The 14,257-nt window shown below is 36.2% G+C and carries 14 protein-coding genes; 4 read left to right on the top strand and 10 right to left on the bottom strand.

Annotation, left to right across the window (positions count from 1 at the left end):
* Positions 1-12: 12 nt before the first annotated feature.
* The 4 genes from IEV74_RS09880 to IEV74_RS09865 all read right to left on the bottom strand — a co-directional run bounded on the left by IEV74_RS09880 (position 13) and on the right by IEV74_RS09865 (position 4,024).
* Positions 13-927 carry a glycine betaine ABC transporter substrate-binding protein gene (locus tag IEV74_RS09880; RefSeq protein ID WP_188455385.1) on the bottom strand — a complete coding sequence of 305 codons (915 nt, stop codon included), beginning with the start codon at positions 925-927 and terminating at the stop codon, positions 13-15.
* Between the two features lie 75 nt (positions 928-1,002).
* On the bottom strand, positions 1,003-1,902 hold the full coding sequence (locus IEV74_RS09875) for a glycine betaine ABC transporter substrate-binding protein (protein ID WP_188455222.1): 900 nt from the start codon (positions 1,900-1,902) through the stop codon (positions 1,003-1,005).
* A gap of 78 nt (positions 1,903-1,980) precedes the next feature.
* The gene (locus IEV74_RS09870) at positions 1,981-2,835 is read right to left on the bottom strand and encodes an ABC transporter permease (RefSeq protein ID WP_308418990.1); all 855 of its coding nucleotides are present in this window, start codon (positions 2,833-2,835) and stop codon (positions 1,981-1,983) included.
* The gene (locus tag IEV74_RS09865; protein ID WP_188455221.1) at positions 2,828-4,024 is read right to left on the bottom strand and encodes a quaternary amine ABC transporter ATP-binding protein; all 1,197 of its coding nucleotides are present in this window, start codon (positions 4,022-4,024) and stop codon (positions 2,828-2,830) included. The genes IEV74_RS09870 and IEV74_RS09865 overlap by 8 nt, the downstream gene beginning before the upstream one ends.
* Positions 4,025-4,382: 358 nt before the next feature.
* On the opposite strand from IEV74_RS09865, the gene IEV74_RS09860 reads away from it, so the two are divergent.
* Positions 4,383-4,865 (top strand): GbsR/MarR family transcriptional regulator, encoded by a 483-nt coding sequence (locus tag IEV74_RS09860; RefSeq protein WP_188455220.1) that lies wholly within the window; start codon positions 4,383-4,385, stop codon positions 4,863-4,865.
* Positions 4,866-4,876: 11 nt separating this feature from the next.
* Here the strand turns inward: IEV74_RS09860 and IEV74_RS09855 are convergent, their stop codons facing one another.
* Positions 4,877-5,227 carry a DUF1878 family protein gene (locus tag IEV74_RS09855; protein ID WP_188455383.1) on the bottom strand — a complete coding sequence of 117 codons (351 nt, stop codon included), beginning with the start codon at positions 5,225-5,227 and terminating at the stop codon, positions 4,877-4,879.
* A gap of 198 nt (positions 5,228-5,425) precedes the next feature.
* Between IEV74_RS09855 and IEV74_RS09850 the strand changes: the two genes are divergently transcribed.
* From IEV74_RS09850 to IEV74_RS09840, 3 genes are all read left to right on the top strand, one after another.
* A complete protein-coding gene (locus tag IEV74_RS09850) occupies positions 5,426-5,971 on the top strand; it encodes a DUF3267 domain-containing protein (protein ID WP_188455219.1) in 546 nt (181 codons plus the stop codon).
* A gap of 441 nt (positions 5,972-6,412) precedes the next feature.
* Positions 6,413-6,598, top strand: a complete 186-nt coding sequence (locus tag IEV74_RS09845; protein WP_188455218.1) for a hypothetical protein — start codon at positions 6,413-6,415, stop codon at positions 6,596-6,598.
* Positions 6,599-6,731: 133 nt separating this feature from the next.
* Entirely contained in the window at positions 6,732-7,613 is an 882-nt protein-coding gene (locus IEV74_RS09840; RefSeq protein ID WP_188455217.1) for a peptidylprolyl isomerase, read from the top strand.
* Positions 7,614-7,653: 40 nt separating this feature from the next.
* On the opposite strand, the gene IEV74_RS09835 is transcribed toward IEV74_RS09840, so the two are convergent.
* The 5 genes from IEV74_RS09835 to IEV74_RS09815 all read right to left on the bottom strand — a co-directional run bounded on the left by IEV74_RS09835 (position 7,654) and on the right by IEV74_RS09815 (position 13,967).
* A complete protein-coding gene (locus tag IEV74_RS09835; protein WP_188455216.1) occupies positions 7,654-7,848 on the bottom strand; it encodes a sporulation YhaL family protein in 195 nt (64 codons plus the stop codon).
* A gap of 69 nt (positions 7,849-7,917) precedes the next feature.
* Positions 7,918-8,865 (bottom strand): 3'-5' exoribonuclease YhaM, encoded by a 948-nt coding sequence (yhaM, locus tag IEV74_RS09830; RefSeq protein WP_188455215.1) that lies wholly within the window; start codon positions 8,863-8,865, stop codon positions 7,918-7,920.
* 282 nt (positions 8,866-9,147) lie between these two features.
* Complete coding sequence (locus IEV74_RS09825; RefSeq protein ID WP_229683119.1) at positions 9,148-9,699, bottom strand: GbsR/MarR family transcriptional regulator; 552 nt, start codon at positions 9,697-9,699, stop codon at positions 9,148-9,150.
* Positions 9,700-9,759: 60 nt separating this feature from the next.
* On the bottom strand, positions 9,760-12,726 hold the full coding sequence (locus IEV74_RS09820; protein WP_188455214.1) for an ATP-binding protein: 2,967 nt from the start codon (positions 12,724-12,726) through the stop codon (positions 9,760-9,762).
* Between the two features lie 2 nt (positions 12,727-12,728).
* Positions 12,729-13,967 (bottom strand): metallophosphoesterase family protein, encoded by a 1,239-nt coding sequence (locus IEV74_RS09815; RefSeq protein WP_188455213.1) that lies wholly within the window; start codon positions 13,965-13,967, stop codon positions 12,729-12,731.
* Positions 13,968-14,257 lie beyond the last annotated feature (290 nt).

The raw sequence follows: 14,257 nt of genomic DNA, 5'->3' as shown, positions 1-14,257 counted from the left end.
CTTTTTTTACTTTTATTTTGCTTGTAAATCTTCAATGGAATCAATGTCCATATATTTCGGTACGGCCAATCCTATTTTAGCACCTTTTAAATTTTCACCTAAATCGTCGAACTGATCTTTAAATTTGTCATAAAATTCTTTATGCGTTACGGGCATCCATGCAGCCAATGTTGCATCACCATCACCATTTGCGATTGCTTTAAATACAACAGCAACATCAACCGGGGTAACCTTTACATTAAATCCTTTTGATTTTAATACCTCTGCGACAACACTAGATGATGCACGTTCAGAGTCCCATGGAGTTGATACAAGTTCAACTTCAACACCATCAACGTCATCAACACCTTTAGTCCATTCTGCGACAGCATCTGGATGTTCTTCAACCCATTTTTTTGCCACTTCTGCAATATCTTTCCCACTTTCTTGGGATTTGTACATAATTCCTTCCATATCTTCTACTTCCCAGTGGAACTGATCAAGTATTTTATATGCATTTGGTTTTTCTTCCTTTAATCCTTTACGTGCCAATGTCTTAATTACTTCTGTCTTACCATAAACACCTTTTGGATCTTCGAGATATTTAAGATCGGGGTATTTCGCAAACATCCAGTGTGGATTCCATCCTGTAACAACAATAGGTTCTTCATTCTCGATAGCCTCTGATAATTGTGTGACCATTGCAGCGGTTGAAGACTGTTCAAGTGTCCATCCATTTAAACTATCATATTCTTCTATTGCTTTTTCTGTTGTAACCGTAATTCCCGCACCTGGTTCAATACCTGCAATCGTATAGTCAACCGCTTCACTGTAGTTTGAAGTTTCATCACCAGACTTTTGATCCGTATCATCCGATCCACATCCAGCGGCAAAGATCATAAGCATAATTCCAAAAAGTAGTGAGAAACGCTTCCATGGTTTGTTCATTAACATGTTGTAAAACTCCTTTTTAAAACAGAAGCTGATACATTTGTATCAGCTTCATTAATTTAAATTTATTGCTTATTCTACACCTTTAGTCCATTCTGATACTTTGTCTGAATTTTCTTCAACCCAAGCAGCTGCAGCTTCTTCAGGATCTGTACCATTTTGGATTTCTAACATTACAGCTTCGATGTCAGCAGGCTCCCAATGGAATTGATCTAAAATTTTATAAGCTTTTGGCATATCTTCTTCTAGACCTTGACGTACCATTGTTTTAATTTCTTCTGCCTCACCAAATGAACCTTTTGGATCTTCTAAATATTTAAGATCATATTTTTGGAATTTCCAGTGTGGAGACCAGCCTGTAACGATAATTGGCTCTTCATTTTCAACAGCTTCGCCTAATGCTGTTGCCATTGCACCACTTGAAGATGTTTGTACTGTCCAACCATCTAAGTTACTGTACTCTTCAACTGCAGATTCGGCGGCTTTAACAACCCCTGCACCAGGCTCAATACCTGTAATTGTTTGATCTGCTTGTGAATCTAAATCTTCAATTGAATTTACATCCATGTATTTAGGAACCACTAAACCAATTTTAGCTCCTTCAAGGTTTGTACCTAAATCGACTACTTTATCTTTATATTGTTCGTAAAGATCTCCATGTGTACCTGGTAACCATGCAGCAACCATTCCATCTGTTTCTCCAGTTGCAACAGATTCCCACATTACCGCATTATCAAGCGGTGTTACTTCAACATCAAATCCTTGGTCCTCCAGAACTTTGGCGATTACATTTGTTGATGCAACCTCCGTATCCCATTCTACATATGATAATTCAATTTCTTTAGATGCTTCTGAATCACTATCAGAAGAACCCTCACCTGATGATCCTTCATCAGAGCTGCAGCCTGCTGCAACTAATGATAATGAAAGTCCGGCAGCAATACCGAGACGTTTCCAGTTAAATTTAAACATAACTATAAAACTCCCCTTTTTACTAATTTTTTATATATGGAAACTTTTCATGTGAAAAGATACCAGCTTCATAAACACTTATTTATTTTTCGTGTTCACTGTTTGTGTGAATCGATCTATAATAATCGCAAGTATAACAATTCCTACACCCGCAACAAATCCGGTACCTACCTGTGCACGTTGAAGTGCAGACAGAACCTCTGTACCAAGACCTGGCGCCCCAATCATGGAAGCAATAACTACCATGGACAGTGCGAGCATAACTGTTTGGTTTATACCAGCCATAATGGTTGCCTTAGCCATTGGCAATTCAACCTTAAACAATTTTTGTGAACCTGTACTGCCAAATGCTTCAGATGCTTCAACTAATTCCTTGGAAACCTGACGAATACCTAGGTTGGTAAAACGTACGGTTGGCGGTGTTGCGAAGATTAGCGATGCGAACACACCTGGAACCATTCCGATACCGAAAAATGCAACGGCCGGAATCAAATAAACAAATGCTGGCATTGTCTGCATAAAGTCCAAAATTGGCGTAATAATTGCTTCAGCTGTTTTGCTTTTAGACATTAAAATACCAACCGGAACTCCAATGATGACGGACAATAAACTTGAGATTAATACCAATGTAAATGTGTTCATTAAATGGTCCCAAAAACCTTGATTGTATATTAGCCAAAGTCCAACAATTGAAAAGGCAGCTAATCCAAATTTTTTACCAGAAATAAAGAAAGCGAGGACAGCTACTAACAAAATAACAATTACAGGTGGTATCAAAATTAAATTGTCAGCAGTAAACTCCATAAAGCTTTCTAGGTTTTCTTTAATTGGATCAAACAAGAATGCAAATGTGTCTGTCAGCCAATCTGTGAATTTCTTTGTATTTTCTGCTATTGGAATCTCTGGAACGAAATCCAAAACGGTATTAAGCATCTAGTTTCACCTCGCCTTCCCCAGCAAGCGCCGCAATAACAGCACCTCGAACAATGATGCCCACCAGCTTGTCATTTTCGATAACGGCTACTGGAATAGGTGAATCATAAATCACATCAAAAATTTCATTCATTGCCGTATCCTTTTCAACTCGCGGTATATCATTTTTCAAAATTTCATGGATGTCGCGAATATCTTTTTTTCTTGCTTCAGATGCATCATCCGCTGTCACATACCCTTTTAGGTTACGTTTGCTATCCACTACAAAAATACTGGATAGACCTTCTTCTCTCATTCTCTCTAATGCAACACGCGGTCCATGTTTTTCAATATTAATGGTTTCTGGACGTTTCATAATATTTTGTGCAGATAGAACTTTTGAACGGTCAACGTCCTCAACAAACTTTTCTACATAATCATTGGCAGGATTAACTAAGATTTCCTCAGGTGTACCAATTTGCACAATTGAACCATCCTTCATTAATGCAATCCGGTCGCCAATCCGTAACGCCTCATCAAGATCATGCGTAATGAATAAAATTGTTTTCTTCATACCTGCTTGTAAATCGATCAACTCATCCTGCATCTCTTTCCGTATTAATGGATCTAGTGCGGAAAAAGCTTCGTCCATTAATAGTACTTCTGGATCATTTGCCAATGCACGAGCTAGACCAACCCGCTGCTGCATTCCTCCAGATAGTTGGCCCGGCTTTTGGTGTAAATAGCCTCCTAGTCCAACCATTTCGAGTGCTTCCTGTGCCTTTTTCTTTCGGACATCTTTGGCAACGTTTTGAATTTCCAATCCATATTCTGCATTCTCTAATATGGTTCGCTGTGGAAACAATGCAAATTTCTGAAAAACCATACTTAATTTTTCCCTGCGAACCTGGCGCAAAGATTTCTTATCCATTGCGGCAAGATCTTCCCCATCAATCAATACATGACCTTCCGTCGGTTCAATGAGTCGGTTAATCAGCCGAACTAGCGTTGATTTACCACTTCCGGACAATCCCATAATTACAAATATTTCGCCTTCCTCGACAGAGAAAGACGCACGATTTACCCCTACTGTATTCCCTGTTTCTTTGAGGATGGCATCCTTGGACATTCCTTCATCCAAGCGTTTTAAGGCCTGCTTCGGGTTTTTGCCAAACACCTTCGATAAATTTTTAACCTCTATAACGGGCATAACTTTCACCTCTTTAATAACTTGATTCGATTTCTAATGAAGCATGCTATTTGTCTTACTACTTTTTTCTTAGATTAATGTCATGCTTTCGATATCAAACTAGATTTATAGTTCGATAGTCTCTCATCAGATCCGATCGCTTTCACTCTTACTACTATATAACGTTTTATATGTACAATTCAAACATTAAATACCACCAATTTTGTATATATTATTCGTACAGTTTATTCTGTACGAATTTTAATGGGCGTATGCTTTAATTTCCTTTAATTTGCTCCATATTCCTGTGCAGTTATCTATTTTTATTATTTTCATTTTTAATGTAACCTTTATATAGCAAGGCTCTTAGGGGGATTGTATGAACGAACATCAGAATGAAACTATTACAAACAAAATTATTCTTGAATTTGCGAAAACGATTGAAATGTTTGATTTAACTCCATTAGAGGCTCGGTTATTTGCCTTTCTTTACCTAAATGAAAAAGCCTATACATTAGACGAAATGAGTGAAGCATTGGGGAAAAGTAAAACATCGATGAGTACCAGTGTCCGGAGTTTAGTTGAATTTAATCTGGTGACACGTGTGTGGAAAAAAGGAGTAAGGAAGGATTTATATCAGGCAAACATGCAGCTTTTTAAATCTTTTATGCCCACCTATATTAATAAATGGATCGATGCAACAAACCATCAGCTGGATTCATTAGAGGAAATTGAAAATAAATTACAACAGAACGAATACGAAGATAATGAGAAACTGACACTCCTAAAAAAACGTTTAAACAATATTATAGATTTTCACCACGAGGTGGAGCAATCGTTCCGGGATATGAAAGAAGACTAACAGAAAATGTTCTACCAGTCTTCTTTATGATTATTATTCTGTTTAATTAATTCAATAAACATATTCATCAACGAGGGGAAATATCCCTCTTTTTTTAATGCATAAATAGTCATATCCGGTACCAGCTTTTCATTAAGCATTCCGGCAAAATGAACTAATAATGACGTGAAATCCAGGAACCCTTCCTCTTTTTGAATTTTATATTGCAAGTCAAGCTTCTGTAATAACTGGAAAAGTTCATCGTATTCCTTTCGGGTAATGTTTTTTTCAATGACTAATTTTATAAATGGATACTGATCTATATCAATTAATCTTGTAATTAATTGTAAATGAAAGGATAATGTATCGTCATTATTTAACATACTCAAAGTGCCGACCCTCCCCCTTTTATACTATCTATACTATGTATTATATCGACAATCTGAATACCCGCCATAACGGGGCTAAAAAAAGATAAAAAAATAAATAAAAAAACTATTGCTTTTTACCCTGAAACGTACTATTATTCTTGAAGGATTGATAAGAAAAACATCAAGGAATTTACGTAAGGGGGATTAATTATGAACTGCTGGAAATCTATAAACATAAACAAAGAATTTGGAATGAATCGTATTTATATTAGTTCATTTTTGAGTGGCCTAATGACCTTTGTCTTCCTTTACGTGCCTTTTTCTATTATACATGGTTCAACAAATGTAAACGAGTTTGGAATATTTCCTTTTACTGCAGCACTTATTTTGCTGCCGGTAATTCATACGTTTATGCATATTTTACCACTTATTATGTTGAAAAAACGATCTAAATTTAACTATAGATTAAAAAATAAAATAAAGCCAAGCTTCACTTACTATCCAAATGCTTATTTATCTAAACCAGTATCACTTTTGGTTGCTTTAGCACCGACATTATTTATCACAGTGCCGGGATTGATTGCAAGCTACTTGTTTCAGGACTTTTATGTTTATATTCTATTATTTACATCTATTCATATTGGATTTTCATTTATGGACTTTTTATATGTTATTCATATTGTAAAGGCACCGAAAAAAGCGTTTATTGAAAATGGTAAAGGCGGTTTTGATATATTGGTAAAAGCTCAAAATTAACTAGTTTAATAGAAGAATCTGCAAACACGCAGATTCTTTTTTTTGCTGTTTTTATAAAAAATTGTTTATTACAAAATTTACATATAATGCGACGTAAATTTTGCATTTTATGTTGCTCTTTGACCCCGCAGCCCGTATACACTCCGCTTTCCGTGTATACGGGCTGCTAGTAGGAATGAATATGCTTTTTTTATTTCCTCATCCCCATAAAGTATGAAGTTATAAAATATCACATTAGTGTATTTCCAGAACGGTAGTCTACCGCATTACGTCGCACTTTACGGAATCTGCAAAATAAAAGCAGCAATATTTACGGAAAAAAGTCTTTGTTTAAAAAAATACTGTTCACAGGCTCTATACTTTGGTAGAGTTATAAATATGATATTATCTATATAAGAGTTTTTGATAATACTGTGTTAAGCTTGTTAAGGAGGTTTTCGTATGTTAATTCCATTTCTCTTTTACGCTCTATTCATCCTGCTGATCTTTAACTCACTAACACAACGATTTTGCTTAAAGATGGAAATGAATAACCATAAACAATCGCGAACGTTTAGAATGATAAATATAATGGTAATTATTTTACTTGTTTCTTCTTATGTTAAGGTATTAAATGTAGTAAGTTAACACAAGATAATCATGTAAATGACACCATAAAATAGAAAATTTAGAGTCCGGACTATTTTTTTTGTACAAAAATATGTTATATTATTCAGGTAGTTTAATGTTTGGGCAACTATCATGTTAGGAGTGTTCATAAATGAAAAAAGTAGCAATCGCTGTAACATTGACAGCAGGAGTATTGAGCTTATCAGCATGCAGCTCTGGTGACGATTCAGAAGTAGTAGTGGAAACAAATGCTGGAAATATAACAAAAGATGAGTTTTATCAAGAATTAAAAGACCGTTATGGAGATGCTGTTATACAAGAAATGGTAACAGCTGAAGTATTAGATGATAAATATGAGGTTACTGACAAAGAAGTTGACAAAGAAGTTCAAAAGACAAAAGACCAATTAGGTGAACAATTCGAAATGGCATTGCAGCAGCAAGGTATTAAAGATGAAGATGCCTATCGTGATTTAGTACGAATTAGTCTTTTGCAGGAAGCAGCAATCTCTGAGGACATTGAAATTACAGACAAAGAGATTAAGCAACGGTATGATCGAATGAAGCAAGAAATTGAAGCACAGCATATTTTAGTTGAAGATGAAAAAACAGCTAAAGAGGTTAAAAAGAAACTTGATGAAGGTGGCGATTTTGCTAAATTAGCGAAAGAATATTCCACTGATACCGCAACTGCTGAAGAAGGCGGTAAATTAGGATTTTTCTCTGCTGGCAAAATGGACCCTGCTTTTGAAGATGCTGCATATAATCTAGAAGTAGGGAAAATCAGTGACCCGGTAAAATCAGAATTTGGCTACCACATCATTAAAGTAACGGACAAGCGTGACAAAGAAGAAGATATCGGCAAATTTGAAGATATGAAAGAAGATATTCGCCGTCAAATCCTAAATCAAAAAATAGATCCGCAAAAGGCACAGGCTAAAATTCAGTCACTTCTTGATGATGCTAAGATAGATCCAAAAGATGACGACTTTGAAGGTCTATTTGAAAAAGAGGATTCTAAAGAAGAAAAGTAATCGCAATAAACGAGGGTGTCCCATTATAGGACATCCTCGTTTAATTTGATACTTGTTTTTTAGTTTCTTTATGTTTTCGTTCCTCTTCAATACGCTCCATGAAAATATTTCCTTCACGTTCAATAAACTGCTGTTCCAATTTCCTTTCAGCGCGAATTGCTCTGTATGCCATGTATCCGCTCAAAAATATAAAAAGAATCATCATAAAGACCCACCAAGGCACTCCAACAATCATATTTCAGTCCCCCTTGTCCATCCATCTAACACATGTATATGTCCAAAAGTCTGAAAAAATAACCTCAGCTTATTTTTCTTCAAAAAGCGGTTTATAAAATTGCCGGTTATCCATTGCAAACAACCGCTCCGTAAATTCACCTGGCTTCACTTTATCCAATGCACGGTTTAACATATTCATCTTAGCATCTATCAAATCAATAAGATGCAGCAGTTCTGCCTCGCGAATTAACGGGGGCTTCGGACTTCCCCACTCCGCTTTACCGTGATGACTTAACACAAGGTGCTGTAAAATCAATACCTCTTCCCCTTCAATTTGCAATTCTTTAGCCATGATTCCAATTTCTTCAACCATTATTGGAATATGACCTAGTAATTTTCCTTCTATCGTATATGAAGTTGTAACAACCCCAGATAATTCTTTAAGTTTTCCGAGATCATGAAGGATAATTCCTGCATAAAGCAGATCTTTATTAATCTGTGGATATAGAGTATATAATTCTTTTGCTATACCTAGCATACTCACAACATGATGGGCCAATCCCGAAACATATTCATGATGATTTTTTGATGCCGCTGGATAGGTTAAAAGTGCATCCTGATATTTTTTAATAAAAGCTCTAACGATACGCTGCATGGCTGGATTTTTCATTTCAAATATCGCCTCTGTGAGCTTTTCTATTAATATATCTTTTTCAACGGGTGCTTTTTCAACAAAATCAGCGACATGTACACCATCTGTTGGCTGGGCAGGTCTAATCGTAAATATTTTAAGCTGGGCTTTTCCCCTGAATTGATTTATTTCGCCAGTGAGCCTGACAATTTTTTCAGGCAAAAAAACTTCCTCATCTTCCTTTTTTATGTCCCATAATTTAGCTTCAATTTCACCCGTCGCATCACGCAAGATTAATGTTAAAAATGCCTTTCCATTGCTAGCTACTCCCCTTGCAGCTTCTTTTATTAAGATAAAATCATCAAATGAATCCCCTATATTAGCATATCCAATACCTTTTCTCATATGGATCTCCCCCCTATAAAACTAAAGCAAACACCTGTATAAACACTTAGAAACGAACCCTTCGCAATAAGATAAAGATAACATAGCTTGATACGACTATTGTTAACTTATCAGAGTAAAATTGCTAGTTTCTATGCCGAATCATGACGCAGCTTTAATTTCATAAACCCTTTATTTTACTCTTGCTTATCTTACAAAAAAGACTGACTAAAAGGACTGGTCATACAACATGTTAATTGCTATGATGCCATTTCTTTCACGTCAATCTTTATCCGCTATTCGTTAATCTTTATTTTTAGGAATATAATTAAAAATTTCACCAGTTTCCATTACGCGAATAAATTTCATTAGCCATTTATAGTAATTCTGAGCGTAATGAAGCCGGTCAATGTCTCTTACAATTTTATCCTTCAATTCCTCATCCTCTGTGCAGGAAAGCAGGGTTTCCAATTCCTCTATAGCTTCATCCGCTTCTTCAATATTTGTCTCAGTGTGCTGACGCCAACGATTGCCAAATAATGAAGTAAATGATTTGTACCAATCCTCCTCAGATTGATACAAATCTTTCCGGATTCCCTTTTTAAAGGTTGATTCGACCATTTTCATATCTGATAATGCACGAACACCAGTCGACATACTCGTTTTACTCATGACAAGCGCATCTCTCATATCGTCTAATGTCATTGGCTGATCTGAAAAATATAGGACACCATATAAGCGGCCAACAGACGATGTAATTCCATAAAGATTCATATTTTTAGCGATTACCTGTATAAACTTTTCGATTGTTTCTTCATATTTTTCCCAGTCTTTTGTAACATTTTCCTCTGGCAATGGAAGTCCCTCCACCTGCATATATTCAACATTTATCTGCAAATAGTTTACCATTAAACGCTAATTAATGCGAACAGTATTTTCTAAGAAAACAATTCCTTCTTTATTTTCTGTTTCAACTATATCTTTTTTACATGTAAAGAGAATTACCTGCTGGTGCTCTGCAATTTCAGTCAGTATTTTCATAATCTGCTTTGTTCTGGAAGCATCGAAATGGACAAATGCGTCGTCAATAATAAACGGCATATGGTGATTTTTGCTCATTACCTCACTTATAGCCAGTCTTAAGGCAATATACAACTGATCCTTTGTACCTTGAGAAAGTTCTTTAACCGAATACTTAATATCATCCTGTCCCAAGACTTGAAATACCTGTCCATCTGCCGGCGCAAAGGTACGCTTATACGCATAGTTGGTAAGTAAAGCGAAATAGTGCGATGTTTTATCGATTACTTTAGAAAGGTATTTGTCCCGAAATTTTCGTTTTGTTTCAATCAGCAGTTCCTTTGCCGTTTTTAATATTGCCCACTCTCTTGCCAAATGATGTAAGCTTTCTTGTTCCATGTTGTACCGATGTACCGTTTCGGAATATATTTCGGTTGATTCCATTTTAGCTAAATCAGCATTCGCATCTGCCAGCATTTGCCGTTTTTCATCAAGTTCCTTTTCCAATTCTTTTATGGAAGCAACATGTTCTTTATGTTTCAATTCGAGCTGTCTTGCATCGATATTTCGCCCAGCTAATTCATTCCACTCTTCTTTTTTAAAGATAGTTAAAATCTGTCCCAATCGTTCATTTGCTTTTTCATCAAGTTTACGCTTTTCAGCTGATTGCTTCGCTTTTTGAAAAAAGGCTTCCTCCGTTTTTACTAAAGCACCATCAAATAATAAGTTTGTTTCTTTTTCGTAGATGCTTATTTTTTGTTTCAGTATTAGAGATTGCTCCATTGCTCCTGCACACCACTTCTCATACTGATCGTCTAATGTACAGGTTTTACTGAAATGCTGGAGGAAGTCCTCTAATAGACTAAATTGCTCTACAATTGTCTTGGTAGTCGATTCCCAATTTCGTTCATGGAAAAACATATAAAGCGTATTTTTAATTTGTGACTGATCCTTGTCAAGCTTGTCCCGTTGCTTCTGTATTGCGATTTTATTATCGTATTTTTGCAGCAAATGCTTTAACGTATGATAAAGTTTGGGCCAAAATTGCAGGTCCACATTGCTTAAAAATGGATATTCTTCATATTGATCGTTTATTATTTGCATTAATCGATTTTGCTTGTGTTCCAGTAGATTATTCCGTTCGTCCAATTGCAGAAGCTTACGATCTATATCCTTCAGTTGATCCTCGACGGAATCACGTTCTTTTATCTGCTTTGAATGAATTGCAATTAAATTTTCTGCTTCCGTAAATGCCTCTTTTGTTATTGGAATTTTAGCTGTCTCCTGATGGCTTAACAGCATTTGTTCCATATTGTTAATCGATTGCTTGCCAATGACCCACTGAACAGCTCCCGCTACTACTAGAATAGCCATTAAACTATAAAATATCGCCGAATCCAATAAAAACGCTAAACCTCCACTAATAACAGCTGCAATAATACTTCCAATTAATATATTAGTACTTGTTCTGTTTTTTTGCAGTTTCATTTTCTGCCAATTTTCATGCTGTTTGAAGGAATCCTCTTTTAACTTGTTTAAGGATGCTTGCTGTTTATATTCGTAAATTGTTTCATTTAATTCAGCAATGCGCTGCCTTGGTAATATACTTGCATTTAATTCTTGCTGCTGATGAATAAGGTAATCCCTTTGATTGGACAAAGTGCTTTCTTCTTGTTGACGCTGCTCTTTTTCCAGCTGCAATTGACCATAATCGCTATGAAGCTGATTCCACGTATTCTCTATATGGAATGGAAATGAAACAGTGGCTAAATCATCTGGAGATAAACCCAGATTTAGGCTATTTAGTTCATTGTCTATGTGTATCTCTGCTTTTTTCAATTCTTCGCCTAGCTGTTCCATCCTATTTTCATTCTCTATGCAGCTTTGTTTGGATTGTACTATTTCCTCTGCCTGCTGATAGATGTCTTCATCATAAAGTTCCTCTTTAAGTTTTGCTTGTTTCTCTTGATACCTTTTTAGATTATCTTCAATAACCGATAACTCACTCTGCATTGGCAGCATTTTTTCTTTTAATGCTTGAAATCGAATCAATCCATCCTCAGGAAACGTCAATTCAGCAGGGTAACCAGCTAATTGCTTCGTGCAATGCAGGTAATCATGAATAAGCGGAAGTGCTTGCTGCTGCCTTTCAATGGATAGTAATGTCTTGTTTTCTTTTTGTATGGTCTCCCTTGCTGTTTGAATATCTTTTGCGCAGGAATGCATCAAGTCTTTCTTCGATCGATAGGAAGACTCTTCTTCCTTATAAACTGTTAGTTTTCGATACAGCTCGTCCAATGAGTCCAGTTGCTGGTTAATGATTGGCTTTTTTCCGTATGGTTTGAACAATTCCCCTATTTTTGTATCAATTTGTTTCTCAATAGAATATATATTTTTCGAGCCTGTTAACCCTATGCCAAGCAATACTTCTCCAAGCTCATCTTCATTCATATCATGTAACGGGCTTAAATCGTTTGCAGAAAATGAAAAAATCGATAAATACGTTTTATGTGTCATTCCATGCAGACGTTCTCTTAACCATTCTTCTTCATACTCACTTCCATTTGGCAGAAAGCATTTCGCGGCCCCATTTCTGCTATCATCAGTGCGTTCAATTGTAAATTCGCCAACATTTTCATCAAACAGTGTTAATCTGCCGCCCATTTTTCCACTTGTTTTTGGTTTAAAGAATGACCGTTTTTTCGGTGGAAGGCCGAATAGGACAAACAAAATAAATTGCTGAAGTGTCGATTTGCCAGATTCATTTTCACCATAGATGCATAGGAAGGAATTCGTTGAAAAATCAATGGTATAATCAGTCCATTTCCCAAAACCATATATCGTAGCTTGCATTAATTTCATCCCTATTCACCCTCAATCTCCAGAAGTTCATGAATCAGTAATTGCTGAGCCTCATTTTTAATGGATTGTTCTTCATCATTAGATGTAGCTTTCATATATTTTCTAGCCTGTTTATGGTGATATAAATCGGTAATAAATGGATGAATAGATACCTCTTCAGTATAGCGCAGCAGTTCACCAATAAAATGATCACCCTTGTACAGTTCCCTATCTGATACGGATTGTCTATGTTCCGCTTTTATTTGAAAAATGTAATACCATTTTGTTTGACGAACTGCTGATTCATTTATTAAATCGATGATATCGTCCAGCATCCCTTCTGTAACCCACCGTTTATGCTCCTGGTTCGCCGTTGTTAATTTTATTGAAAGGAGATGGGAAGAATTTATTTCCTGGTGTTCGTGTACAGCCCTTTCAATAAGCCTTTCCAGCTGGTGTGGATAGTCGCATGCTGATATATTTACAGCCAATGAGTGAAACGTAATTGCCTGTAACGGAATGAACGTTAAATTGGCTGTATTCCCTTCCAATGTGACATGATAACAGCCTTTTTCTCCAGATTCTTTACGATGCCTTCCTTGGGTGTTTCCGGGATATACTACTGGAGGGTTTTCCGATACTATTTCCCGTTGATGAATATGCCCAAGTGCCCAATAATCGAAATGCTGTTGTGTTAAATCAGTTAATTTAAACGGTGCATAGACGTCATGTTTCGTATTGCTTGCGATACTTCCATGAAGCATCGCAATATGAAATGGTATCGTTTCGTCAGCTATCTTAAATTCTTTTGCTTTGTTTGTTAGGATGGCGCGAGTCTCATAACTAAATCCGTAAATAGATGCAAGATTCCGGCCATCTCGTTTATATGTATAATGTTTTATCGTTTCTTCATGAAAAATAAATACGTTTTCTGGATAATCAATTGGATGGATATTTCCCTTTATATAGTCGTGATTTCCATAAGACAAATACACTGCAATATTGTATTCGTTTAATTTCTCAAAGGCTTTTCGCAGTCGTATTTGTGCCTTGAGACTTTGTCTTTCATTATCAAACAGGTCTCCGGCAAGGAGAACAAAATCTACCTGCTTTTGAATGGCCGTTTCAACCAATCTTTCCAATGCGGCAAATGTACTTTCCTGAACTTCTTTAAAAATATGCTCTGGAATACGTGCCAATCCCTTGAACGGGCTGTCCAAGTGTAAATCTGCTGCATGAATGAAGGAAACTTTATCTTGCATTTGAACACCACCTTTACTTCTAGTTTATCAAAAGTTTGATACGAATGCACGTTCTATGAAAGTAGTACTATTGCCCTTGCAGATGATGTTTAGCATGCTTTCCTTTGCGATTTATATAAAACAGGGGACTGGTACATAACAAAATCATTTGCACAAAAGAAGTACAAATTACAGGATAGGAAGGTTAAAACATTACTTTTTAACAATAAGGTCTTAATACGTAGTTGACGTAAACTGCGACGTAATATTCTCGGGTCGCCGTCCGGAATCGCTCCGGGCTGGAAAAGTGT

Source organism: Virgibacillus oceani (assembly GCF_014638995.1).
In the GTDB taxonomy this organism is placed as follows: Bacteria; Bacillota; Bacilli; order Bacillales; family Amphibacillaceae; genus Virgibacillus_E; species Virgibacillus_E oceani.
The sequence above is the reverse complement of the archived record's forward strand: the minus strand, read 5'-3'. Positions and strand labels throughout refer to the sequence as shown.